This window comes from Aquimarina sp. KJ22-3 (assembly GCF_055808215.1).
The window spans coordinates 3,391,357-3,417,616 of the sequence record NZ_CM147859.1; the positions used below are offsets into that span (position 1 = coordinate 3,391,357).

Below are 26,260 nucleotides of genomic sequence, written 5' to 3' on the forward strand. Positions count from 1 at the left end.
ATTACACTATTTGGATTAACATTAGGATTGCCATGACAATCATGATTACATTTTCAATCAAAGTAGCCTCAGTCATAGGTAATTTGATAGCGGTCCCTAGACAAGCGCATTGGATAGACTTCTTATCCAATAATACTTTAAGCACTCCAAATGTGGTCAATGGGAGAATAACCAAAGTGATCACCAATGCTACAGGAATATACAATCGCATCAAAAACAACAATCCCAAACCTGCTTCTATAAAAGGATATATCCAACCATACGCAGGTATGCTTTTGGCCAGAGGGTCATACATGGCAAAAGACTTAGGGAAACCTTTTAAATCCAAGATTTTGAAGAAACTAAATACGATATAAAATAACCCCATAAAATCTAACATTGCTTCACTAGTTTTCCATGCTTTATAGTTAAGCAGTACGCTGGCTATAATGATGTATCCAAAAATGATCAAAAGAGGTTGTAATTGCTTTAGTTTTGAAGGCTGAGGAGCCAACACAAATGGATCTTCTCCTTTTTTCGTATTGATCTGATATTTGGAAGGTAATGCTCCTTGTAACTTCACCAAAGGGATTGATGTATCTGAAGTAATAACTGCTTCTGCTTTTTCTAAATCAACGACCACTTCGGTGACTTCGTCTAACTGACTTAATTTCTCTTCAACCCCGCTTCTGCATCCATTGCAGGTCATTCCTGATATATTATATATAGATTTCATCTTTTTATTTTATTGTTGTGGCTTATTATATGAATTACTTAAATAATTGATGTTCGCAGACTGTTTAAAATAGTCCTTGACCGCTTGTATTTGTTGTATCCTAAATTTCAATTCCAATTCCTGAACATCCAAAATATCCACAAAATCAATGGTTCCTGTCTCATAACTTTTTATCAAAATATCTTTTGCATTTTGGGTTTGTTCTAAATTCGTACTCATCGTTTCATATCGTATTCTGGCTTGCCTACGTTTTGAAACAGCCCGTATATAACTTGTTTCCAAAACATTAATCCGATCTTCTTTATGTTTCTCTATTTCTTGCTGCTTCAATTCGTTTTCTCTGGTTTTGGATTTGTATTTTTTGGTAAAAACAGGGATAGATAAAGAAATAGAAGGTATAAACACGTCCTTTCCGTTATCACTAAAACTAAGATCTGTTCTTTCTGAAACGGGAATATAATCCACTCCTATACCCCACTGTGGAGCACTTTCTTTTAGATTGAGCTCCTCTGACTGTACAATTGAAGTGTACAGTTTATCGTATTTTACCAATTCGGGATGCAAATCAAAATCTATGTCTTCAAACACTACATCCTGTTCTGGAATTTGAAGTGGTATTACCTCTATTGCATCGTTATCAGATGTTCTATTTAGTAGTTTTACAAATGCCTTTTTTTCTGAAACCAGCATCTCATTCAAGACTTCATACTTCTCATTCAATTCGTTAATTCTCATTTGCAAACGCAGCACATCTACCGCTGAAGCATTACCTACCTCTAAAGAGGACAAGGCCAATTGCTCATAAACTTTTAATAGTTCTATGTTTTCTTTAAAGGCATCTTTTCTAGCGACAATACTATAAAGTTCATAATACGAATGCGCAACAGACAAACCTAGTTTCCTTTTGACAATAGCAATATTTACAAATTCTGTATCGGCTAGGGCATTTTGGTATGTTTCTCGGGCCGATATCGTCCCAAACCAAGGTAACATCTGTCTCACCGAAAATCTAGCGCGTTGTGGCCCCGTTCTCGTTTCTGGTTCACTCACAAAATATCCAGCGCTAAACTGGGTATTAGGTAACCATTTTGAGCCTTCGACTTTTTCCTGTGCGATTTCATATCGTAATTGATAGGCGGCTATTTCTGGGTGATTTGCTTCTGCTTCTTGTATGAAATCCTGTAACTGTTGTGCTTGTAAAGAACAACAAGTAAAAATAAACCCTATATACCATATCCAATTTCTCATTTCATCTCTTTTTTAAGTTTAATTTCTCTTTTCCATCCAAACAAAACTGGAACTACAAAAAGTGATATCAATGCTACCAACATTCCTCCAAAAGCTGGTATCGCCATAGGAATCATAATATCGCTTCCACGTCCGTTAGAAGTTAATATAGGAAGCAATGCCAATAGCGTTGTAGCCGTGGTCATTAAACATGGTCGAATACGTTTCTCCCCTGCCTCGACCACAGCATCACGGATTTCACTAAGAGTTTCTGGTTTATTTCTATCAAAAGTTTGCGTGAGATAGGTAGCCATAACGACTCCATCATCTGTAGCTATTCCAAAGAGGGCAATAAAACCTACCCATACAGCAACACTCAGATTCACCTGATGGATCTGAAAAAGGTCACGCCAATTTTCTCCAAACAAACTAAAATTGAAAAACCAATCCTGACCATAAAGCCAAATCATGATGAACCCACCTGCAAAAGCTACGGCAATAGCTGTAAAAACCATTAATGTGGTAGATACACTTTTAAATTGGAAGTACAAAATCAGAAAGATAATGACAAGTGTTAGCGGTACTATAAACGATAGTGTTTTTTCAGCGCGTAATTGATTTTCATAGGTTCCGGTAAACGCATAACTAATGCCGTTAGGAATCACAAGTTCTCCACTATCTACCTTCGCTTGGATGACCTTTTGAGCACTTTCTATCACATCCATTTCGGCAAAACTGTTTAACTTGTCAAATAATACATATCCTACTAAGAAAGTATCTTCACTTTTTATTCCTTGCGGACCTTGTTCGTAACGAATGGTGACCAGTTCACTTAAAGGCACAGAACTCCCATTAGATACCGGCACATAAATGTTTTTTACATCCTCTGGATTTTTTCGCAACTCTCTGGGATATCGAACCCGAATCCCGTACCGTTCTCTTCCTTCTACAGTTTGTGTTAGCGCCTTTCCTCCAATGGCGATTGAAATTACACTTTGCACATCATCGACAGTAACTCCGTATCGTGCTAATTTCTGACGATCAATATCCAATAACAGATAAGGTTTACCGACAATCCGTTCTGCAAAAACTGCTTCTTTTTTAACCCCTTCAACGGTTTTTAGAATGTTTTCTAATTGCAATCCAAAAGCTTCTATTTCTTGCAAATTTTGACCTTTAATTTTGATTCCCATGGGTGCTCGCATTCCCGTTTGCAACATGATCAATCGGGTTTCTATAGGCTGTAATTTTGGTGCTGATGTCACTCCTGGTAATTGGGTCACGCTTACAATTTCATTCCAAATACCATCTGAGGATTTTATATGGGGTCGCCAATTGCGAAAGTATGCTCCGTCTTCATCTATTATCAATTGATTTCTGTCAATCTCTAATGGGTTGGAAACCGCATTCGAGATTTGATTGGACTCCTTTACCGAATTAGGATTTATAGCTACTTTTCCATTTTTCAATTCAAAATGGCCGTTTTTATCAATTTTAAAGCGCTGTGGATTTCCGTTTTTATCCTGTTCAAACTCTGATCGATATCGTATTAAATTTTCATACATCGACAAGGGAGCAGGATCCAATGCAGAAGTGGTGCGGCCTGCTTTACCAACCACTGTTTCAATTTCAGGGATACTGGCTACCGCCATATCTAATTGTTGCAATACGCGTTTGTTCTCTGCTATACCCGCATGCGGTAACGAAGTAGGCATCAATAAGAATGAACCTTCATCCAGAGAAGGCATAAATTCTTTCCCCGAATTTTTCATGATAAGAAATCCGCAACCTACGATTACCGCAGGAATCAACAGAAATAAAAACTTGTGCTCTAAAGTCCATCTAAGCATCAGCACATAGTATTTTCTAAATAACCAAAACGCTCCCAGAACACCTGAGCAAATTGCTACCACAAAAATTAAGTTGACAAATAGGTTGTGAGTATATCCTAAAGGTCTCCAGTATGTTGCTAACAAAAAGACAATAGTGATTGCTGATATACAGATGGCACCAAAGTTATATTGCTTTTTAGAAAGTACACCTCTCAGCAATACTATGGATAAAACGCCAAACCCTATTATCACCAATCCCAGCCAATACCCATAAATGATAGCTAGAGTTCCAAATACAATGCAAATTGCATTAATCAAGTATTTATACCATACCTTTAGATTTCGTTTTTTAAATATATACGCCGCAAAGGGAGGAATGAAAAACAGGGCTACGATGATAGAAAACGTTAGGGCCATTGTTTTTGTGAATGCCAGTGGACGGAACAATTTGCCTTCTGCGCCAATCATCGTAAATACCGGAATAAAGCTAATGATTGTAGTCAAAACCGCTGTAAGGATAGCTCCCGACACCTCTGCTGTAGCAGTATAGACTACAGTATTGATCGTTTGTTTTTTATCGGGGGCTTTTTGCTGATTTTCATCCAGATGTCTGATGATATTTTCTGAGAGAATCACTCCTACATCAACCATAGTTCCTATGGCTATAGCTATACCAGAAAGAGCAACAATATTGGCATCAACCTCAAATAATTTCATGGCCACAAACACCAGCAAAACAGCTATGGGCAATAGTCCAGAAATCAAAATAGACGCACGTAAATTAAAAACCATCATTACTATTACCAATATGGTAATGAGGATCTCCATGGTTAAGGCATCATGTAAAGTATCCAATGTTTCATGAATCAATTCGGTTCGATCATAAAATGGAACTATAGTAAGTTGTGATGTTCTTCCGTCTGCTAGTACTTTTGTTGGCAAACCCGAAGAGAGTTCCGCTATTTGGTCTTTTACATTATTGATGACCTCCAACGGATTAGCGCCGTACCTGGCTACTACCACTCCCCCAACAACTTCTGCGCCTTCTTTATCAAGAATACCACGACGGGTAGCAGGTCCCAAGTGTACTTTAGCTACATCTTTCACTCGTATCGAAGTATAGTTTGCTGCATCAACCACAGCATTCTCGATATCCGCAATGGATTTTACATATCCCAAGCCTCGAACCAAATATTCTGCCTGATTAATCTCTAAAGTTTGTGCTCCAATATCTCGATTGGATTGTTTGACCGCTTTTACGATATGGTGCAAACTGATGTTGTATTGCCTCATTAGTTCAGGATTGATATCGATTTGATATTCCTGAACATATCCTCCTATTGAAGCAACTTCTGAAACTCCTCCAGCCGAAGACAAGGCATTTTTGATATAATAATCCTGAATACTTCGCAGTTCATGTAGATCCCAACCACCGGTCACCTTGCCTTCTGGATCTCTTCCTTCTAAGGTATACCAAAAAATCTGGCCGAGACCTGTGGCATCCGGTCCAAGAGATGGATTTACCCCACTTGGCAATAGTCCAGAAGGAAGCGTATTAAGTTTTTCCAGAACACGACTTCGTGACCAATAGAATTCTACATCTTCTTCGAAAATAATATAAATAGTAGAGAACCCAAACATAGAGGAACTACGAATGGTTTTCACCCCAGGCACACCTAGCAGAGTCGTGGTTAAGGGATAGGTAATCTGATCCTCAATATCCTGAGGAGAACGACCATCCCATTGGGTAAAAACAAGTTGCTGATTTTCGCCAAGATCAGGGATAGCATCTACGGCTACCGGATCATGTAGAATCCCATTTATCTTCCAATCAAATGGCGAGTATATCAGTCCGGCTCCCAAACAGATGAGCACTAGCAATACTGCAACGAGCTTGTTTTCTATAAAAAATTTGATGCTTTTATTTAGCATGAATTGAAAATTAAACAAATTGAACATTGGTGCAAAGCACTTTAAGCTCTAACAGTTTTTACTGTAGAGCATTATGAACATTTATTTAATCATCAAATAAGGAAAGTTTCGTTTAATAACTGAAGATCCCTGACCAGAAATGGTGGCGGATATTCTTTAAACGGAATGATATGCTCTTCTAAACCTTCAAAAAGATCTAAGTAAGATTCGAAATAAGCAATAATAAATAATTGCTGATCCAATGTAAATGTATCAAAAGAAGTTTTGAGCTCATCCTGACCTTCTACTTGCAGTTTTTTGTCAGTACAACACCCCATTTTCTTCATCAAACTTGTTTCATGGTTCGACATTTCCATCATATCCATCTCACAAGTTTTGGCTTCTTTATACAAGGATACATCGACCAGAGTTTTACCGCAATAATGCATATTCACCGTAAATGACATTGTAGAGCACAACACTACTAATGCCAAAGTAACAGCCGATATTTTTTGAATAAAACTCTTCATGTATGGTACAAAATTACAAAAAATAATAAAGTAAAGGAATCTATAAACGAACCTAAGCTATTTTAGGAATAGAAACCTGAAGGTGATTGACATATTTTTGACGATAACTATTTGGTGTATCATCAACAACTCTTTTAAACAATCTATTAAACAGGGAAAGACTATTAAAACCACAATCAAAAGCAATATTAGATATAGTATTATCTGTATTAACCAACAAGTTACATGCATTCTGAACTCTAACTTCGGTTAGGGCTTGCTTAAAAGTTTTACCTGTATTTTTGAGAAAAAACCTACAAAAAGAACTCTCTGTCATTCCTATTTCATTGGCAACTTGTCTCGTTGATATATTAGTTTGATACTGTTCCTGAATGATTTTGTAGATATCCTTTACTCTTTCGGTAGTAGTAACAGATAGCGCCAAGTATTGTCTTGCATCCAAACTTTGATGAGTTACTTGAGCGAATTGATGTAATACACGAAATAATCGTAATAATTTTTCTATAGGAGAAAGATCGATCATTTCTTTGATCAAAGTGCCTATTTCATGCTTTTTATCAGAATTAACCGTCAATCCGGTATTTGCTTGAATCAACAAGTGCTCTATATCTCCAAACTCTTTAAAGTACTTGCTCATTTCTTTGATGTCTGCTCCATTGAATTGGATGACGTACTCTTCATACTCCTCAGATTCAAACCCTACATTAAAGCAATTATGAGGAATATTTGGCCCCAATAAAATCAGATCTCCATCTTCGAATCTACTGATCCTTGTGCCTATAAAGCGTTTTCCTCTTCCCGAGGGTAGATATACAATTTCGTATTCAGGATGAAAATGCCAACGCCCTTCAAAAGAAGCAAAAGAGGCTTTACAATGGAATACTTTAAACGAGGAGTCCTTTGGGGGAACAACCTTTTCAAAAGCAGCTTTTCTCATACTCTTAAATTATCTGAAAGAACAAAATCGAAGACAATTTAATGCAAAAAAATGCACAACAAGTTAAAAATACTGTAAAGTTTTCACAATAAATTTGATAATACTCCAGACATACCCAACATTAACCTAAAGATTGCTAAAATATCTAGAAATTATTCTGTCTATGTTTCATCGATCCCCTTCTCTAATAAGCTAGAGGGGTAAAAAGAAAACAAGAATTACTATGAAATTATTTTATCGAAGTCTAGGAATAGCATTCCTATTGATCGCTACAAGCTGTTCTGAAACTAAAAAAGAAAAACAAACGATTACCATTGGTACCAAAAACAACAATATAAAGACCGAAGTAAAAAAAGAAGTCGAAAAAACTCCCGTAATGTTAGATAATAAAGGAGTTGGACCAATTGAATCTATCACTTTCGAAAAAGACATTAATCAAGAACTCGCTACAAAAGGAGAATCATTATTCAAATCAAAATGTGTTGCTTGCCATAAAGCTTCTCAAAAATTTATCGGCCCACCTATGGCTGGTATTTATGAAAAAAGAAGTCCAGAATGGGTAATGAACATGATCATGAATCCTGATGAAATGCTAAAAAAAGACCCGGTTGCGAAAGCACTTCTGAAGGAATACAATAATACACTCATGATCAATCAAAATATCCCAGAAGAAGAAGCCAGAGCAATGGCAGAATGGTTTAGAACCTTGAAATAAAAAATTAATTAATCTCAAAATCATCTTTTACTATGCAAACAGAACCACAATATGATGCAATCGTAGTAGGGACAGGAATCACTGGAGGTTGGGCAGCAAAAGAACTTTGCGAAAAAGGACTGAAAACTCTTGTCTTAGAACGAGGACGAATGGTACGTCATATCGAAGATTACCCCACCATGAACGATGATCCGTGGGACTACGACTATAAAGGGCAACCGTCCCGTGAAGAAATTAAAGAACAAGAAAAACAGCATAGAACAGGATATGTTACTGCAAAAGCGCATCGACATTTCTTTGTAAACGATAAAAAACATCCTTATAACGAAACCAAACGTTTTGACTGGATACGTGGCTATCATGTAGGCGGTAGATCATTAATGTGGGGAAGACAAAGTTATCGATTGAGTGATATCGATTTTGAAGCGAACAAAAAAGAAGGTATTGCAGTAGATTGGCCGGTTCGTTACAAAGATATTGCTCCCTGGTATGATAAAGTTGAAGAATACATAGGCGTAAGTGGAGAGAAATTAGGGTTAGAACAATTACCGGATGGCCAATTCCTCCCTCCAATGGAATTAAATTGTGTTGAAGAACATCTGAAATCAAATATTGCCGATAATTATGAGGATCGAGTGATGACTATCGGTAGGTCTGCTCATATCACAGGTACCAAAACTTTTGAAGGTCGAATGAACTGTCAGTTCCGAGATCGATGTATGAGAGGGTGTCCTTTTGGAGCCTATTTCAGCAGTAACTCTTCCACTCTACCGGCAGCGGAAAGAACCGGTAATCTTACCCTTAGACCACATTCTATCGTTCACGAAGTAATGTATGATGATAAAACAGGTAAAGCTACGGGAGTTAGAGTAATCGACGCAGAAACCAAAGAAAAGTTTGAATATACTGCCAAGGTCATCTTTTTGTGTGCTTCGGCAATTGCATCGGCCAGTATTTTACTTCAGTCTAAGTCTGAAAGATTTCCAAACGGAATGGGAAATGACTCTGGAGAGCTAGGACATAATATCATGGATCACCATTTTAAAGCTGGTGCTTATGGAACCTTTGACGGTTTTGAAGACAAATATTATAAAGGACGCAGACCCAATGGAATTTACATTCCTCGTTTCAGAAATATTGGCGGAGAGACCGATCAGGAAACCTTTAAACGTGGATATGGTTTTCAGGGAGGTGCCAGTAGACATGATTGGGAAGATATGGTGGCCGAATTAGGATATGGAAAAGAATTAAAAGAGGAAATTCTTAAACCTGGGAAATGGAGAATGGGATTAAACGGTTTTGGAGAATGTCTCCCTTATCATGAGAACAAAATGACTTTGGATTATGAAAAGCTAGATGAATGGGGATTACCTACAGTTACGTTTGATGCTGAATTTAAAGAGAATGAAATCGAAATGAGAAAAGATATGATAAAGCAAGCGATGGATATGCTTAAGAAAGCAGGATTTAAAGACATCGAACCGCGTGACGATATCGGAGGAATAGGATTAGGAATTCACGAAATGGGTACTGCCAGAATGGGACACGATCCAAAGACCTCTGTTCTTAACAAACACAATCAAATTCATGCTGTACCTAACGTATATGTTACCGATGGTTCTTTCATGACCTCTGCTAGTTGTGTAAACCCGTCTTTGACCTATATGGCATTTACAGCCAGAGCCGCAGATCATGCTGCAAAACAAATCTTGAAAAACGCTTAATTCTACCATTATGAAAAGAAGAGAAGCCATAAAAAATATAGGGATATCGGCCGGAGTATTGGTGGCCACGCCAACAATGCTAAGTATCCTACAAAGCTGTACCAGAGAGATCCAACTCACCTGGACTCCCGAATTACTTTCGGAAGACGAAGCAAAAGTGTTGGATCAACTCGTAGATCTCATCATTCCGGAAACGGAGAATATGCCCGGAGCCAAAGCGCTTAATGTTCCAATGTTTGTAGATCGGTATGTGAACAATGCTTCGGAGGAAGAAGAAGCCATGCTGTTTAAGAAAATAGCAGGGATCGTCAATAATACCTTAGGAGTAAGTGAAGAAAATCCAGTGAAGAAGATCAAAGTAGAAACGTATGACGCTTTACTCTCTAAATATCTTAGAGCTTCCAAAGACCAACAGGAAGCTTACCAAAAAGAGTTGGAAAATATGACAAGCCCTGAAGATCTGGATAAAGTTTCTGAAGACGCTCTTATTTTCACCTATCTATCCTGGGTTCGTGGTTTATCTATTTGGGGATTTAAAACCAGCGAAAAAATTGGAAAAGATGTATTGGCTTATATGCCAGTTCCAGGAGAGCAAGTTGGATGTGATGATCTGGATAAATTGACACAAGGACGTGCCTGGTCACTATAACTAAAAACAAAACCTAATAGATATACAATGTTCAAATCAATTTTTAGAATAGGCTTATTTTCACTTTTGGTGATTTCATATTCCTGTAAGGAAAAAACGAATGACAAAGTAGCAACTCAAGAAGAAAAAGAACCTGTAGTTGAAATGAAAGAAGAAGCAAAACCGTTTTTCAAACTATCTCTTGCGCAATGGTCCCTTCATAAGGCCATTAAATCCGGAGAATTAAGTCCTATGGATTTTGCAGAGAAAGCCAAAAACCTTGGTTTCGAAGGTTTGGAATATGTAAGTCAGCTGTATACAGAAGAACTCAAAAAAGATCCAGAACCTGAAAAGGCCTTGCAAAATCTTATCGAAGCGCTTAAAGCAAAAAGTGATGAGCATGGTATGCAAAATTTGATGATCATGGTGGATCATGAAGGCGATTTGGCAGTGGTTAGCGAGGCTGATAGAGATAAAGCCGTTGAAAATCATAAAAAATGGGTAGATGCAGCTCAGTTTTTAGGATGCCACTCTATTCGTGTTAACTTATTCGGTACCAACGATACCGAAAAATGGTTGACTGCAGCAGTCGATGGATTGACCAAATTATCACAGTATGCAGCGACAAAAAATGTTAATGTTATCGTAGAAAATCATGGTTACCTATCCTCAAATGCCGAACTTTTGGTTCAAGTAATGAAAAAGGTGAATATGCCCAATTGCGGAACCCTTCCTGATTTTGGGAATTTTTGCTTAGAACGTGAAGGAGGCGAACGCTGGGGAACTAAATGTGTAAAAGAGTACCCAAAATATCAAGGTGTAGAAGAAATGATGCCTTTTGCCAAGGCAGTAAGCGCAAAATCCTATGATTTTGATGATAACGGAGCCGAAACGACGATTGATTATAAGAAAATGCTTCAGATCATTAAAAAATCTGGATATGATGGGTATATCGGAGTAGAATATGAAGGAGACCGATTGAGTGAAGAAAAAGGAATTATAGCCACAAGAGATTTACTCACTGATCTTTCAACTAAGCTAAACTAAGTTCATGAAAAAAAGCACACAATTTCAGCTTTCCCTGATGATGTTTTTAGAATTCTTCATTTGGGGTGGTTGGTTCGTTACTCTGGGAAGTTATTTACCCAATACACTCAAAACTTCAGACATAGAAACGGGTATGGCCTATTCTACTCAATCCTGGGGCGCAATCATTGCTCCTTTTATAATAGGATTGGTAGCAGACCGCTTTTTTAATGCCGAAAAAATATTAGGAGTACTTCATTTGATAGGAGCATTTTTGATGTATCAAATGGCCAATGCCACCGATTTTGGTGTTTTTTACCCTTATGTATTAGGGTATATGATCGCTTATATGCCAACATTAGCCCTGGTAAATTCGGTATCCTTTCATCAAATGAATGACCCTGCAAAACAATTCTCATTAGTTCGTGTGTTTGGTACGATTGGATGGATTGTGGCTGGTCTATTGATAAGCTACGCTTTTCATTGGGATTCTGAAGAGGGAATCGCTAGTGGTATGCTCAAAAATACGTTTTTGATGACCGCAATAGCCTCAGCTTTCTTGGGCGTTTTTAGTTTTACTTTACCTAAAACTCCACCAAAAGTAAGTAAGGATCAAAAAGTAACTCTATCCGAAATTTTAGGACTAGACGCACTTAAACTACTCAAGGATCGCAATTTCCTAATCTTTTTCCTATCATCTGTTCTGATTTGTATTCCTTTGGCATTTTATTACCAACATACTAATCAGTTTTTAAGTGAGATCAAAGTGCCGAATCCAACAGGTAAAATGACCATTGGACAGGCATCAGAGGTATTATTTATGTTATTACTACCTTTTTTCTTTAAGCGGTTTGGTTTTAAAAAGACACTTTTGGTAGGAATGCTCGCTTGGGGTATTCGATATTTATTATTTGCATATGGTAATTCAGGAGAATTGGCTTTTATGTTGATTATAGGAATCGCAATGCACGGTATTTGTTATGATTTTTTCTTTGTTTCTGGACAAATCTATACGGATAGTAAAGCCGGCGAGAAAGTAAAAAGTGCTGCGCAAGGACTAATAACCCTGGCTACATACGGAGTAGGAATGCTGGTAGGTTTTTATGTAGCAGGAAAAATAACCGATGCCAATGTTATCGGTGATGGCCAACATGACTGGAGTAGTATTTGGACATTCCCTGCAATATTTGCAGCCGTAGTATTGGTATTATTTGCCGTATTTTTTAAAAATGAAAAAATAGAATATAAAGAGTAGTAATATGACCCGACTCAAAATGGGAATGGTAGGCGGTGGCATTGGTTCATTTATAGGAGATGTGCATCGTAAAGCTGCTAGTATTGATGGAATGATCAATCTTGTGTGCGGAGCTTTTTCTAGTAGTACTGAAAAAAGCCTAGCTTCTGCCGAGGCTTTGGGAATCCCAAAAGAACGTGCTTACGGTAGTTTTGAAGAGATGATTCTTGAAGAAGCCAAACTTCCGGAGGAAGAACGAATGGATTTTGTCTCTATTGTAACTCCAAACCATATGCATTTTCCACCTGCAAAAATGGCACTAGAACATGGTTTCCATGTGATTTGTGATAAACCAATGACACTAACTTTGGAGGAAGCTTTGGAACTAGAGAAAATAGTTCATTCTTCAGGAAAAGTTTTTGCACTTACACATAACTATACCGGCTATCCGATGGTAAAGCAGGCCAAAGCGATGATTGCCAAAGGAGATCTTGGTGATATCCGTAAAGTTTGTGCACAATACCTACAGGGCTGGTTAGCTACCTCTGTAGAAAAAACAGGTCAGAAACAAGCGGCCTGGAGAGTGGATCCCAAAAGATCTGGAATTGGAGGCGCTCTGGGTGATATTGGTACACATGCTGAAAATCTAGTTGAATATATTACAGGACTACAAATTGAAGAATTAGCCGCCGATCTCTCTGCATTTGGAGAAGGCAGAACACTAGATGATGATGGTAATATCTTATTACGATTTGATAATGGCGCTAAAGGAATAATGACCTTTTCTCAAATCGCTACTGGTGAAGAAAATAATTTAGGAGTAAAAGTATATGGTACCAAAGGAAGTATCGAATGGTCCCAGGAAAATCCAAATGAACTTACTGTGCGTTGGTTAGAAAATACCAAACAAGTATTCACTCCGGGAGGTAATGGAGGGTATCCTGAATCCTCGGATTATGTGCGCATACCAGCAGGACATCCAGAAGGATATCTAGAAGGTTTTGCCACAATGTACAGAAGCTTTGCGCAAGAGTTACTCAACGTAAAAAATAACCAATCGCAATCAGCTTCTCCAGATTTTCCTACCGTAAAGGACGGCGTACGTGGAATGAAATTTATCTACGCAGCTGTAGAGAGTAGTAACAATAATGCTTCTTGGACAAAAATCTAATCACATGAAAACGATCAAAGGACCTGCTATATTTCTTGCCCAATTTATGGATGATTCTGCTCCGTTTAATTCCCTTAATGGGTTATGCAAATGGGCTTCAGAACTAGGATATAAAGGCATACAAATCCCTACCTGGGAAACCCGATTAATCGATTTGGAACAAGCCGCACAAAGTCAAACCTATTGCGATGAGCTAAAAGGTAAAATAGCATCATATGGATTAGAGATTACCGAGCTTTCTACCCATTTACAAGGTCAGTTGATGGCAGTGCATCCCGCTTATGATATTATGTTTGATAACTTTGCTCCCGACTCATATAAAAACAATCCTAAGGAGCGAACCAAATGGGCCGTACAACAGGTAAAAAATGCCGCTACAGCAAGTAGAAGATTAGGACTTAATGTCCATGCTACTTTTTCTGGTGCTTTACTTTGGCATACGATGCACCCCTGGCCGCAACGCCCAGCTGGTTTGGTAGAAATGGGGTTTAAAGAACTTGCAGATCGATGGCTTCCTATACTTAATCATTTTGAAGACGAAGGTGTAGATGTTTGTTACGAGATTCACCCTGGAGAAGATCTTCATGATGGGGTTACTTTTGAACGCTTTCTAGAAGCTACAGGAAATCATAAAAGAGTAAACATACTGTATGACCCTAGTCATTTTGTATTGCAGCAATTGGATTATATTGAATATATAGATCATTATCACGAATTTATCAAAGCCTTCCATGTAAAAGACTCTGAGTTTAACCCAAATGGTAAAAAAGGTGCTTTTGGCGGTTATAGTGATTGGATTGACAGAGCGGGTCGATATCGTTCACCTGGTGATGGTCAGGTTGATTTTAAAACCATATTTTCAAAACTTACTCAATACGGATGTGATGTTTGGGCAGTAATGGAGTGGGAATGCTGTATCAAATCTCCTGAGCAAGGAGCAAAAGAGGGAGCTCCTTTTATCCAAAGTCATATCATAGAAGCTACTCAAAAGGCATTTGATGATTTTGCCGGAGCAGATATTGATAAAGAACATCTGAAAAAAATATTAGGATTATAAACCTATAAACAACGGTACTACAATGAAAAAAGCGATTCTACTTTTGTCTCTAATAGGGCTTATCTACTCATGCAAAGAAAAAACTACTGTTACCGAACAGGTCGAGGAAATCAAACAGGAAGAAGAGACCAAACCTGAAGTCCCTGAACAAGAAATTACGGATCCAAAAGCTACTGAAATATGGGAGCCAGAACCAAAAGTGGTATCGTTTAATGAAAACAATGTGCCTTCTGACGCCATCGTGTTGTTTGACGGCAACAATCTAGAACAATGGGTTTCTGCAAAAGACTCTGTTTCTAAGGCTGGTTGGACTATTAATGCAGACAAAACTATGACTGTAAAACCTGGTACCGGAGATATACAAACCAAACAATCGTTTGGGAGTGTACAATTACATTTGGAATGGAGTGCTCCAGATGTTATCGAAGGCGAAGGGCAAGGAAGAGGAAATAGTGGTGTTTTTTTCAAAGCAAATACGAAGTTCAAATTTTGGATAGTTATCAAAACCGAACCTACAGCAACGGACAAGCAACATCGGTCTATAAACAACATATTCCTCTGGTAAATGCTACCAAAGCTCCAGATCAATGGCAGACCTATGATATTATTTTTCATGCTCCTGAGTTTGACGACCAAGGTAAAAAAACAAAATCCGGCACATTTACCATTATCCACAACGGAGTATTGGTACAGGATCACGTAGAGATTTTAGGTACTACTGAGTACATCGGTCCTCCCAAAAATCCGGCTCATGGTAAAGGCCCTATCAAACTACAAGATCATAGTAATCCTGTTCAATATCGTAATATTTGGATAAGAGAGTTGTAATATACATTTATCCCTACTACCATCACATTTGACTTAGAGTATAATTGACTCTGTTTTTGTCCTTCTAAGTTAACAAACGTTTTTTAAGTAAACCATATCTTCATTAGATAGATTTTGTTAGCGAATAATGTGTTTTTAAGAAAATTTTAACTTTATGTTAAAAACATTATATTTGCCACTTTTAAAAATTACCCTAACTATCTATTATGAAAATAAATTTCCTTTTCGCCCTATTCCTATCATTAATTCTTACAGTTTCTTGTTCCGAGGATGATGGACCTGGGATTTCCCCTCAATTTGAATTTCTAGAATTTGAAAAAGATGTCATCTTACCTGCAGTAAACGATCGAAGTTTTACTTTCTTGGCTGGTAAATTTGATCCAAACATAGACAATTGGGAGGTTTCACTTCAAAATCAAGACAATCAAGATATCCCTGTTTCTATCAGAAGTATTGTTGATACTCCTTATGGCATCACAATTCCGGAAGAATTATTTATACAAAGGGTAACTTTAAATTTACCCCCTTTTGGAGAAGGCACTTACACTTTAACTATTAAAAATAAAACTACGAATCAAACTTATAAAGATATTTTCTTGGTTAAGAGTGGCACCTTTAACACGATAAATTACGACTATATATCACAGTACAACCTTATCAATGAAACAGAACGTACGCAAGATTATTTCTATTATCCTAACATAGTAAACACTATTGAAAATACAATAAATAATACGGGGATCTCTTCGGTTAGATTGGAAAACAAAACTACTTTTGAAACCATTGATATAGGCTTTGATCTTCAACAAAATACTGGTAAAGTACAATTTACCATTCCTAATTCTGTACCTCAAGGAATCTATTATCTTTCTGTACAGTATAACAACTTGATCAATACCTATTTTGAAAAAGATATTATTATACTTAAGGAACAACTTCCGGAAATAACCTCGATCAATAAAAATAGTTTTATGGGTGGAGAACAAATGATTATCACAGGAAAAAATTTTAGCTATGTTCCGGATTTTAGCAATATCGATGCTTCTCCTTTTCTACTTCGATATTTTTCACTTTCTGGAGGTGTCCTTTTTGATGATGGAGGAGGTTCTGGTGCCATATTTGCTGGAATCGAAGATGAAAATCTAATTACCCTTAATGATGCGGGCACTGAATTTGTAATTAACATCCCTACAAACAAAGGAGATGATTTCTTTTTTAGTTCAGATAATGATCGTTCTTATTTTGAAGGAGAAATAAGTGTGATTAATAACCCTTATACAAGTAACACTATATCTATTAGAATAGACTACTAATCTTGTTCGGTAATAAAAAATAGGTGTTTTTTTAATTTGAAAAAACACCTATTTTTTATGGCTTATATGGTTTTTGAAAAGAAGGCACGCTAAGCTGGTAGGGTAAAGTAAAATGTACTCCCCTTACCTACTTCAGAATTTAGCCAAATCTTACCTCCGTGAGATTCTACTATCTTCTTACAATGGGCTAAACCAATTCCTGTACCTTGGTACTCTTCTCGAGAGTGTAATCGTTGGAAAATAGCAAAAATCCGTTCTTTGTGTTCTTCGGGTATCCCTATCCCATTGTCTTGTACAGAAAACTTCCATAAGTCCTTTTGTCCTTCACTAAGATCTGTAATCTTGGTACATTCTATCTTTATTTCGGGAGTTGTATCCTTACCCCTAAACTTAATACCATTGCTTATTAAGTTTTGTAATAATAATCTAAATTCAATCTCAGAACCTTTTAAAACAGGTAGTTTATCCGCAATAATTTTAGCTCCGGATGTTTTAATTCTAGTTCCCAGGTCCTCTTTTAGCTCTTCCAGAACTTTATTACAATCTATTTCAACATAATCCCTATTTCTGCCTAAGCGTGAATACTCTAACAGCGCATCGATCAGTTTCTTCATGCGTATACTTGCATCTTTGATGAAGAATAAACTTTCTTTCCCAACATCATCAAAACTTTCTCCATAATCTTCGGCAATAAGACCTATAAAGCTCGAGATAGTATTTAAGGGTTCCTGTAAATCATGACTAGCGATATAAGCAAACTGTTCCAGTTCTTTATTTTTGGCTTCCAACTCCAGGGACTGTTCGTAAATAGCAAGGTTTTTGGCCTGTAATTCTTTATTGAATCGTTTCTTGGCCAGGTATCCTCTGTAAATAATTAAACCAGCTACTACAAAAAGCGCAACCAGACTTATTAAAAGTATGTTGATTTTCTTTTGGGTATCGATCTCAGAAGTTTGCTCTTCTAAGATCTTATTCTGATCCTCTATTTGTCTTTTTTGTTCTTCGAGTACTTTATTTTGCTCTAGAATCTCTTGATGGCTGTTATTGATTTGTTTTTCCTGATTCTGAATGTAATCAATTTGATCCTGAATATTTTTTTCCAGTTCTTCTTCTATCAATACCTTTTCTTCGAATTTCTTTTGCTGTATTTGACTTTCGGTATACAAATCCCTAATCGCCCTGTTTTGAGTACTTATTTCACGTTTTTTAGTATCTAATTCATCAAGTTGATTGTTAATCTTATCTTTTTGGCTTTGTATTTCACGATCTTTATCCTCTAATTGAGATTCTTTTTCTTTATTTTCTTCTTGAACTTCGGTCAGTGATTTTTCGGTTTTCTTATAGAGACGTTTCCATTTTTCTGAAGAGGTAATGGCATATCGTCGTAGACTGGGTGCAACCGTAAAACCTTCATTTTGGATTCTACTTAGGTTAATTTCATACTCAAACGAATCTCCCACATTGACCATATTGATCATAGAAGCATTGAAGTTATAATCTTCGGTAACCAAAAGTATATTCTTATCTCTAATCTTGCTTAGGATATAATAGATCTCGTAGTTGTATTTGTTATTTACATAAAGTAGATGGATCCCTTTAATATCCTTTACCTGCTGAAATCGAATAATTTCGACAGGTTTATTAAAAATCTTACGTTTCTGCGCTAGTGCACTCAAATCAATGGTCGTTCTATCCGGGCCAAGAACACCAATCTTAAAGCTATCTTGATCTTCAAGATTCGGCCAACCCACCTGCTGTGCAAAATTGAACACAAAAATAGCGCGCTGCAGACGCTTCACTTCTTCGTTACCTAACTCCTGAGCCGCAGATTTTGAAAAGGAAAAAAAGCATAAGCAGAGCCCAATCAAAAGACTCCCTATACTTTCTCTACTTCTAAGTGATATTTGCATCATAGCCTTAATAAAACTCTAGCAAAATAATTAGCTCCATTCACCCCAAATTGTTGTACTCTTCTACTATAAATAAAATTTCCATCATCTGTATTTGCAGAATGCGTATGCTTATCAGGAAAAACATTAAAGATATTATTTCCCCCAATAGTACATCGAACATAATCATTTATTTGATAGGAAATCGTGGCATCAGTCACTAATTTTGGAGAAAAAGTTTGATCTCTGGTTTCTATATTTCCAGTAAACTCATTTAACACCCAATTGGCCTGGTCTCCATCATTGGGGTGTATAAACTTCACTTCTCCAAACAATGTATTCACTAATTGAAATCGAAATTTATCTATTTCATAAGATAGTAGCGAATTTAATTTGTATCTAGGTTGCCCATACTCTACCCGAGCTATCTCTTCTCTATTAAAAAGCACCTCTTCTTGTCCCACTAATGCTGGTGAAACTTTGATAGGTCCTTTGACCTGTGTTCTAGTAATATTGGCTCCCAAAGATGCATTAAACTCCCCTTCTGCCAATGGTGTTTTATAAAACAACACCGCATCTGCCCCTGTTGTTTTAGAATCTATTGCATTGGTAAAAAACTGGGCGGCACCTACATCAAATGGTTCTAAAATCGCTTCATAACCTTCAGCAAATCTACCAGAGAGTACAATTCTATCATCAATATCTATCTGATAGTAATCTACACTAAATGTAAAATCATCGCTAAACTTACCACTGATACCCGCACTGAAATGACTTGATAATTCTGGTTTTAGATTTCCTATTTGAAATGCCTCAGTAACAATTGCACTTTCATTATTAAACGTTCCTACCTGAAGGCTTTCCCCGTTAATAAATTGCGTACTTATATTCTGGAAATACACTTGATGTAATGATGGAGCTCTAAATCCCGTAGAAAATCCTGCCCTAACACTAATATCATCATTGATTCTGTATCTACCAGATAACTTCCCGATCAACTGCTCTCCAAAATCATTATAGGATTCATAGCGCAATGCACCTCGTACCAATAATTGATCTGTAAGATTCGCTTCGACATCCAAATATCCAGAGGTATTGGTTCTAAATCTGTTTAACTCGCTTTCTGGAGGAAACCCTGGAAAGACCTGTGCTCCTGCTACTCTGGGTACTTCTTCCCCTAAATCATTAAAGAAAGTACTCCCCCCATCGATATAAGAAGCTTCTTCTCCGGCAACTATTTGGTAGTTTTCTACCCGTAACTCCGCTCCAAAAGCTATGTTTACACCACTTAACCAATCAAAAGTTCGGGAAATGTCTAAGTTTGTCGTGTTTTGCTTATAGATAAAACCACCCGCGTAAAAAGTTCTGGGAGAAGCAATTCCTAAGGATGCATTATTAGAGTTATTTACGGTATAATCTAATCTATTGATTCCTATAGAATGACTGAAATCGACATCCCATTCATTTTTTACCCCTCGGATACCACCTGTAACCGCATCATCTTGAATATCTGTTAAAATTTCCGGAGAGAAACCGTTGGGAAATAATTCTAGAACTACTCTTTCCTGATCTTTGGGAAAACGGTAAAAACCTTTGGATCGCCCTTCGCGATAGTTTCTACCTCCATGCATATAGAAGGTAGCCTTATCCGACATTTTGATCTCCCCATTAAAGGATAGCGTTAGATTTTGAGTCTCTGCACTACCAATTTCCATCACTCTTCTTCCAGAATATCCTGTTTGTCCGAAAAAGTTATTTTGTTCAATCAATACATTATCAATAGCGGGATCATCATTATACACAGTCCCCGTGTAGTCTCCTGCTCTATTTACCGATTCTCGATCTCGATACTCTGCAGTCACATTAATATAACCTTCATCTCCTATTTTCAATCCAAAATTTGCGGAAGAATATACACTTAGCCCATCTCCTTCGGTGGTGATTCCGGCTCTATTATCCACCTGAATAATTTCGGTTTGTTTTTTCAGAATAATATTGATCACCCCGGCAATAGCATCTGACCCATATTGCGAGGTGGCTCCATCTCTCAGTACTTCTATTCGTTCTATAGAAGCAATAGGGATTGCATTAAAATCAGTTCCTACAGAACCTCTTCCGATAGTTCCATTTACATTCAACAAAGAACTACTATGTCTTCTTTTTCCATTGACCAAAACAAGTACCTGATCTGGTCCCAGCCCTCTCAAAGTAGCAGGATCAATATGATCTGTTCCATCGGCAATCGTTTGGTGCGTAGAATGAAAAGACGGAATTAAATAATGTAAAATATGACTTAATTCTATTTGCGACGAATTGCTCAATTGTTGAGGAGAAATAATATCAACGGCAGCTGTATTTTGTAATAGAGAAGTTGGTTTGGCCCGAGACCCTAAAGAAATAGGTTGATCCATAGAAAATCCAGTTTCTAATACAAAATCAACTACTGCAGTATCTCCTACCTTCACCACTACAGACTTGGATATTGTCGTATACATCACAAAACCTGCGCTAACTACATATTCTCCTTCTTCTACATTAAATGAATAATTACCATTTACATCGGTGGTGATACTCTTTTCGGTTCCTTCGATCGTAATTCTCGCTCCGGGTAAATTACCAAACTGATCTGAGACATTACCGGATATAACTGCTCTTGATTGAGCATGTATTTCACCTAACCCAAAACACACCAAAAACACCAAAAGATATAGCGAATATCTTTTCTTTAACATAGGATTAGAATTAAAAACAATGAAGTTTGAATATTTATTGATTTCGAATTTGATAATTTGCGTGTTAGGGGTAAATAAAACTAATACATGAAGATAAAAATTGCAAATATTTTTGAGAATATCAACCCACGTATTTATAAAACTCTGTTATTTTCTGAAGAATTGGATTCGATATCTATATCGTCAAAATATTGGTTGATTATTTTGCCTACAGTAATCTTGGAAAGCATCTTCTCGCTAAACTCTTTGATTTCAGAGATGCTGTTGGCTTTTATTAATTCTTCCTTACTCAAAGCAGCTCCGATCATCAAAACGATGACCGTTTTTTCATCCTTATCTTCCAATTTCTGATATTCGGAAAGAAACTCCCAACCATCCATAACGGGCATATTAATATCTAAAAAAATAAGTTCAGGATGTATTGAGCTGGACTGTATCCATTTCAACGCTTCTTCTCCATTTTGAACCGTAACCACTTCTTCAGCGTAATTCAACTTTTCAATAATTGTTTTATTAAAAAAATTGGTTGCCTTACTGTCATCGACCAGAAGAACTTGTTTCAATTTTCCCATCATCAAAAATGATTTCTCAATACGCTATCTAATAAATCTGGAGATAAAGGCTTATTTATGAAGTCTTCTACATTGTGATTTTTGGCAGATGCCAACACGTCATCAGGATTAGAGGAAGTAGACAAAAGAATTACCTTGATCCCTTTGGTGAAGCTATGATCTAACTTTTCAAATTCTACCAAAAACTCCCATCCGTTCATGGCGGGCATATTGATATCTAGAAAAATAAGATCTGGTTTTGTAGCCTCATCCTTTTCGACGGCAGATAAATATTCTAGAGCAGCCAAACCACTTTGAACTGTGTTTACTTGATCAAAACCATTGTGTCTGGTAACTACTCGCTCGTTAAAAAAATTAGTAGCTTTATCATCGTCTACTAACAAAACGCAATTAACAGATTTACCCATAAAACTTTCCAATTACGCTCAAAGGAAAAAAACTTATTCCAATTTTCCATCATAAAACTAAATTTTATGAGATAGTTTTCGTCTAAACCATTGATTTTTACGATTAAATGAACAAGAAGAAATTATACTTTGCAAAATTAAAGCTATTAACACAGTAACAAAATAATGACATAATCGTCTCATTTTGATAAACCTTTAACAGAAGGTAATAGGAAAATAAACGTAATTTTGAAATAAACGAGATTCTTACTAGAGAATTTTTGTAAGGGATATATGATAGAAAAGTTGAAAAATATATGTGAGGTCAATGTGTTAAAATATGATTACTATGATCGTATTGAAGATGTACCTATTGAAGATTGGAATTCGGTTAACAAAAAAAACAATACCTTTTTATCCTTAGCATATCTTCAAACACTTGAAGACACACTATTAGAAAATATAAAGTTTAGATATATCTTATTTTACGAAGGTCCTACAGCCGTGGGAATAGCTGCAGTGCAGTTGATAAAATTTAACTCTGCCGAATTGAAGTTTCAAGAATTCCCATGTAAGATTAATGAAGCCATTAAAAACACTTTATTCAAAAATTTGGAGGTAAAGGTGTTAGTCTGTGGTAATCTTTTTTCTTGCGGAGAGCATGGTTTTCTATACGACTCCAACAAGGTTACAGCAAAACAAGCTTTTGAAAGCTTATCGAATGCATTAAGAGAAATAAGAAAGTCTGAAAACACAGAAAAGCCTTCGTTTATTTTGCTTAAAGAGTTTTGGCCACAATCCTTTGCCGAAAGTGATTATATCAAAGAACATGATTTTAGGGAATTCAAAATCGATGTGAACATGGTAGTTCATATAGAAGATAGTTGGAATACATTTGACGATTATCTATCCAGTATGCGCACCAAATTCAGAACCCGGGCAAAAAAGGTGTTCAAAAAATCTGAGAACATTGTTATTCGGGATTTTGGTAGTGAAGATATTGAACAGTTTCAAAAAGAAATCGACCGCCTCTATTTATCGGTAATCGAAAAGGCAGATTTTAAGATTGGAAAATTAAACGCATCTACCTTTAAGCAACTAAAGCAGAATTTAAAAGATGCATTTATTTTTAGAGGGTATTTTCTGAATGAAAAATTAGTTGGATTCACCTCTTCCTTTGTACTTGGAAATGTCCTTGATGCTAATCATATAGGTATTGACTATACATACAACAAAGAGTACGACATCTATCAAAAAATGTTATATGATTATGTGGATTTGGCAATAAAGAACAAGGCAAAGGAACTTCGATTAGGAAGAACAGCAGAAATCATCAAAAGTTGTGTTGGCGCAAAGCCGGTGGAGATGAAATTATATGTAAGACATGGAAACTCCATTTCTAACACATTGCTAAAACCTTTGGTAGAGTTAATTTCTCCTAGTGAGTACGAAATCCGTAATCCTTTTAAACAACTTCTATTAGATTAACCCAACTATGGATTCTTTAACTCAAATTGTATTGGGCGCAGCTGTTGGTGAAGCAACACTGGGTAAAAAAGTAGGGAACAAAGCCATGTTTTGGGGAGCGGTTGCGGGAACCATTCCAGATTTGGATGTGATCGCCAACTTTTTTGTGGATAATGTGACTGCTAATGAATTACACCGTGGATTCTCGCATTCTATTCTTTTCAGTATCCTAATGGCCCCTATTTTTGGGTGGATCATTGCTAAACTATACAAAAACAAAGAAGCCGATTGGAAAGATTGGAGTAAACTCATGTTCTGGGGATTGCTTACCCACCCTATCCTAGATGCGTTTACCACCTGGGGCACACAACTCTTTTGGCCTTTTGATTATAAAGTAGCCTTCAACAATATCTTTGTTGCTGATCCCTTATATACTGTCCCTTTTTTAATCTGTGTGATCATAGCGATGTTCTACAAAAGAACACATCCCAAACGAAAAAGGTATAATAATTTGGGACTGTACCTCAGTAGTTTCTATATGCTCACTACGCTTGTGCTTCAGCAAAATGCAAGGGCCAATTTTTCGAATAGTCTTCAAAATCAACATATTCAGTATAACGAAATTCAGACACGTCCTACCCCACTCAACACCATTTTATGGACGGCTAATATTGAAACTCAGGATTCGTTTTTGATAGGCTATCATTCACTATTGGATGAAGATGATATTATTGACTTTTCAGAATTCCCAAAGAACCATCATCTACTTGGTGAAATGAAAAACGATCCTCTTATCCCAAGATTGATTAAACTTTCTGAAGGTTGGTATACTATTGAAAAGAAAGATGACAAAACCTACTTCAACGATCTGCGATTTGGAACCTTGGGTATTGGTGATCAGGCCGAGCGTTTTGTTTTTAGTTACGAACTCTATTATGATGAAGAAGGTAACTTGCAAGCAAAAGAACGAGCTCGGGAAGTTGAAGAAGCCTCTCCATTATTAAGTAAACTATGGGATAGAGTCCTTGGAAACAAATCATAAAAAAAGCCTGAAAATTCAGGCTTATATTTTTATGTTGGATGTATTTTAAGCAAACTGGCAAATAACGCCACCCATAATAGCCAAACATACTGTCCAATAGCCGACGTTCACTGCTATGTATTTAAAACCTTTTCTTTCAAACATCGCATTGGTTCCTAAAACTGGTAATACAAAGAACAGTCCTACAATTACACCATGCAATACTCCATGGCCAAAACTCCTGTGATTTTGTCCGTAGTTTTCCATATAAGTTTGTGAAAACTTATAAGTTTCGGAACCTGCTTCATTCCATGTAGGATCTGCCATTAGACTAGAGAAAAAACTATATTGATGTATTACCATTCCTGAAAGTATTGACGCCAGGAAAAAACTAAATACATAACTAAGGATAAAAATAAGAGCCATATTTCCTCCTTTCAAATCTTCTTCGGTAAATCCGCATGCATTCATCCATGCTGTTCCGAATACTTTGGGATTATACCATATAAATCCTAAAATCATGGGGATCAGAGCCGCCAAAGCGGTAATCAGAAAATTAAATTCCATATTGATTAGTATTAAATGTTGTTACTCAAATATAAGTAAATCTAATTTGTACCCATTTACCAAACCAGGTATAGCAATCTGATAGAGAACAAAATAAGAATAACACCAGTGACTCTAAAAAAGATAGTGAGTCTTTTGAGCGAAATAAATCGCTTTACTTTTTTGGATAAAAAAACTTTTAATAAATCAGTAGTTAAAATCCCCAACAAAATAAAAGTCATAAACAATAGTAAAGAATAGTGCTCTGGATATTTGTGTTTCCCATAATTAAAAGCGCTAATCCAAACCACAAAAACGAAAGGATTGAAGAAATTAACACTAAATCCTTTTAAGAAAAAAGCTCTAAGATTCATTGAGCTAGCCGTCATTTCAGAAGTAATCTCTGCCTTCTTCAGCAAATAGCTTATCCCCAAAATTAGAATAATGATACTTCCTACAACTCCTATCCAGAATTGATTCTTTTCAATAGTAATAACCGAAGAAAGGCCATAATAACACAATGCAACGCAGATGATATCACTTACTATGATCCCCAAGGCAACTGCCACGCCTGCTTTCATTCCCGACTGAAGACTACTATTCAGTAACAAAAAGAAAACAGGACCTATAAAGATCACCATTCCCAAACCGATTACGTAACCTTCTAGAATTGACATGAGTTATAAAATCACAATTTACAATCTGTAAATATAAATATTAAAGTCTTTCTTTTTCAAAATTCAGTGAGTCAAGAAATTAGAAGTAAGATCAACTATCCTTCAAAACATGATAATCCTCA

The 26,260-nt window shown here is 36.6% G+C and carries 21 protein-coding genes and 1 pseudogene; 11 read left to right on the top strand and 11 right to left on the bottom strand.

The genetic code is table 11. The features are described 5' to 3' along the window. Position 1: 1 nt before the first annotated feature. The 5 genes from AC0L3Q_RS15565 to AC0L3Q_RS15585 all read right to left on the bottom strand — a co-directional run bounded on the left by AC0L3Q_RS15565 (position 2) and on the right by AC0L3Q_RS15585 (position 7,152). The gene (locus AC0L3Q_RS15565) at positions 2 to 715 is read right to left on the bottom strand and encodes a heavy-metal-associated domain-containing protein (RefSeq protein WP_473280784.1); all 714 of its coding nucleotides are present in this window, start codon (positions 713 to 715) and stop codon (positions 2 to 4) included. A gap of 9 nt (positions 716 to 724) precedes the next feature. Continuing rightward, positions 725 to 1,963, bottom strand: coding sequence for a TolC family protein (locus AC0L3Q_RS15570; RefSeq protein WP_473280787.1), 1,239 nt, complete (start codon positions 1,961 to 1,963; stop codon positions 725 to 727). Further along, positions 1,960 to 5,706, bottom strand: coding sequence for an efflux RND transporter permease subunit (locus AC0L3Q_RS15575; protein WP_473280790.1), 3,747 nt, complete (start codon positions 5,704 to 5,706; stop codon positions 1,960 to 1,962). The genes AC0L3Q_RS15570 and AC0L3Q_RS15575 overlap by 4 nt, the downstream gene beginning before the upstream one ends. 92 nt (positions 5,707 to 5,798) lie before the next feature. Next, on the bottom strand, positions 5,799 to 6,215 hold the full coding sequence (locus tag AC0L3Q_RS15580; RefSeq protein WP_473280792.1) for an HYC_CC_PP family protein: 417 nt from the start codon (positions 6,213 to 6,215) through the stop codon (positions 5,799 to 5,801). Positions 6,216 to 6,267: 52 nt separating this feature from the next. Further along, on the bottom strand, positions 6,268 to 7,152 hold the full coding sequence (locus AC0L3Q_RS15585) for an AraC family transcriptional regulator (RefSeq protein WP_473280795.1): 885 nt from the start codon (positions 7,150 to 7,152) through the stop codon (positions 6,268 to 6,270). Positions 7,153 to 7,375: 223 nt separating this feature from the next. Here AC0L3Q_RS15585 and AC0L3Q_RS15590 point away from each other — a divergent pair, with 223 nt between their 5' ends. The 9 genes and pseudogenes from AC0L3Q_RS15590 (at position 7,376) to AC0L3Q_RS15630 (ending at position 16,848) form a co-directional block, all read left to right on the top strand. After that, positions 7,376 to 7,867: a c-type cytochrome gene (locus AC0L3Q_RS15590; RefSeq protein ID WP_473280797.1), complete on the top strand. Its 492-nt coding sequence runs from the start codon at positions 7,376 to 7,378 to the stop codon at positions 7,865 to 7,867. Positions 7,868 to 7,899: 32 nt separating this feature from the next. After that, positions 7,900 to 9,591 (top strand): GMC oxidoreductase, encoded by a 1,692-nt coding sequence (locus AC0L3Q_RS15595; RefSeq protein ID WP_473280799.1) that lies wholly within the window; start codon positions 7,900 to 7,902, stop codon positions 9,589 to 9,591. A gap of 10 nt (positions 9,592 to 9,601) precedes the next feature. Continuing rightward, a complete protein-coding gene (locus tag AC0L3Q_RS15600; protein WP_473280801.1) occupies positions 9,602 to 10,240 on the top strand; it encodes a gluconate 2-dehydrogenase subunit 3 family protein in 639 nt (212 codons plus the stop codon). A gap of 27 nt (positions 10,241 to 10,267) precedes the next feature. Further along, the gene (locus AC0L3Q_RS15605; protein WP_473280803.1) at positions 10,268 to 11,266 is read left to right on the top strand and encodes a sugar phosphate isomerase/epimerase family protein; all 999 of its coding nucleotides are present in this window, start codon (positions 10,268 to 10,270) and stop codon (positions 11,264 to 11,266) included. Between the two features lie 4 nt (positions 11,267 to 11,270). After that, positions 11,271 to 12,500: a nucleoside permease gene (locus tag AC0L3Q_RS15610; protein WP_473280804.1), complete on the top strand. Its 1,230-nt coding sequence runs from the start codon at positions 11,271 to 11,273 to the stop codon at positions 12,498 to 12,500. A 4-nt stretch (positions 12,501 to 12,504) separates the two neighbouring features. After that, positions 12,505 to 13,650: a Gfo/Idh/MocA family protein gene (locus tag AC0L3Q_RS15615; RefSeq protein WP_473280807.1), complete on the top strand. Its 1,146-nt coding sequence runs from the start codon at positions 12,505 to 12,507 to the stop codon at positions 13,648 to 13,650. 4 nt (positions 13,651 to 13,654) lie between these two features. Next, positions 13,655 to 14,707 (top strand): sugar phosphate isomerase/epimerase family protein, encoded by a 1,053-nt coding sequence (locus AC0L3Q_RS15620; protein WP_473280810.1) that lies wholly within the window; start codon positions 13,655 to 13,657, stop codon positions 14,705 to 14,707. Positions 14,708 to 14,729: 22 nt separating this feature from the next. Then, a pseudogene (locus tag AC0L3Q_RS15625) lies at positions 14,730 to 15,535 on the top strand (3-keto-disaccharide hydrolase). A gap of 206 nt (positions 15,536 to 15,741) precedes the next feature. Continuing rightward, positions 15,742 to 16,848, top strand: coding sequence for a hypothetical protein (locus AC0L3Q_RS15630; RefSeq protein WP_473280812.1), 1,107 nt, complete (start codon positions 15,742 to 15,744; stop codon positions 16,846 to 16,848). A gap of 89 nt (positions 16,849 to 16,937) precedes the next feature. On the opposite strand, the gene AC0L3Q_RS15635 is transcribed toward AC0L3Q_RS15630, so the two are convergent. The 4 genes from AC0L3Q_RS15635 to AC0L3Q_RS15650 all read right to left on the bottom strand — a co-directional run bounded on the left by AC0L3Q_RS15635 (position 16,938) and on the right by AC0L3Q_RS15650 (position 22,448). After that, positions 16,938 to 18,761: a YfiR/HmsC family protein gene (locus tag AC0L3Q_RS15635; RefSeq protein ID WP_473280813.1), complete on the bottom strand. Its 1,824-nt coding sequence runs from the start codon at positions 18,759 to 18,761 to the stop codon at positions 16,938 to 16,940. Then, a complete protein-coding gene (locus AC0L3Q_RS15640; RefSeq protein ID WP_473280816.1) occupies positions 18,758 to 21,469 on the bottom strand; it encodes a TonB-dependent receptor in 2,712 nt (903 codons plus the stop codon). The genes AC0L3Q_RS15635 and AC0L3Q_RS15640 overlap by 4 nt, the downstream gene beginning before the upstream one ends. Before the next feature lie 134 nt (positions 21,470 to 21,603). Then, positions 21,604 to 22,044 (bottom strand): response regulator, encoded by a 441-nt coding sequence (locus tag AC0L3Q_RS15645; protein ID WP_473280819.1) that lies wholly within the window; start codon positions 22,042 to 22,044, stop codon positions 21,604 to 21,606. Further along, positions 22,044 to 22,448 carry a response regulator gene (locus AC0L3Q_RS15650; protein WP_073316438.1) on the bottom strand — a complete coding sequence of 135 codons (405 nt, stop codon included), beginning with the start codon at positions 22,446 to 22,448 and terminating at the stop codon, positions 22,044 to 22,046. The genes AC0L3Q_RS15645 and AC0L3Q_RS15650 overlap by 1 nt, the downstream gene beginning before the upstream one ends. Before the next feature lie 285 nt (positions 22,449 to 22,733). Between AC0L3Q_RS15650 and AC0L3Q_RS15655 the strand changes: the two genes are divergently transcribed. Beyond that, the gene (locus AC0L3Q_RS15655) at positions 22,734 to 23,915 is read left to right on the top strand and encodes a hypothetical protein (RefSeq protein WP_473280822.1); all 1,182 of its coding nucleotides are present in this window, start codon (positions 22,734 to 22,736) and stop codon (positions 23,913 to 23,915) included. A 7-nt stretch (positions 23,916 to 23,922) separates the two neighbouring features. Continuing rightward, the gene (locus tag AC0L3Q_RS15660; protein ID WP_473280825.1) at positions 23,923 to 24,936 is read left to right on the top strand and encodes a metal-dependent hydrolase; all 1,014 of its coding nucleotides are present in this window, start codon (positions 23,923 to 23,925) and stop codon (positions 24,934 to 24,936) included. Positions 24,937 to 24,981: 45 nt separating this feature from the next. On the opposite strand, the gene AC0L3Q_RS15665 is transcribed toward AC0L3Q_RS15660, so the two are convergent. Further along, positions 24,982 to 25,482 carry a DUF1761 domain-containing protein gene (locus AC0L3Q_RS15665; RefSeq protein WP_073316435.1) on the bottom strand — a complete coding sequence of 167 codons (501 nt, stop codon included), beginning with the start codon at positions 25,480 to 25,482 and terminating at the stop codon, positions 24,982 to 24,984. Positions 25,483 to 25,538: 56 nt separating this feature from the next. Next, positions 25,539 to 26,138, bottom strand: a complete 600-nt coding sequence (locus tag AC0L3Q_RS15670) for a LysE family translocator (protein ID WP_473280827.1) — start codon at positions 26,136 to 26,138, stop codon at positions 25,539 to 25,541. Positions 26,139 to 26,260 lie beyond the last annotated feature (122 nt).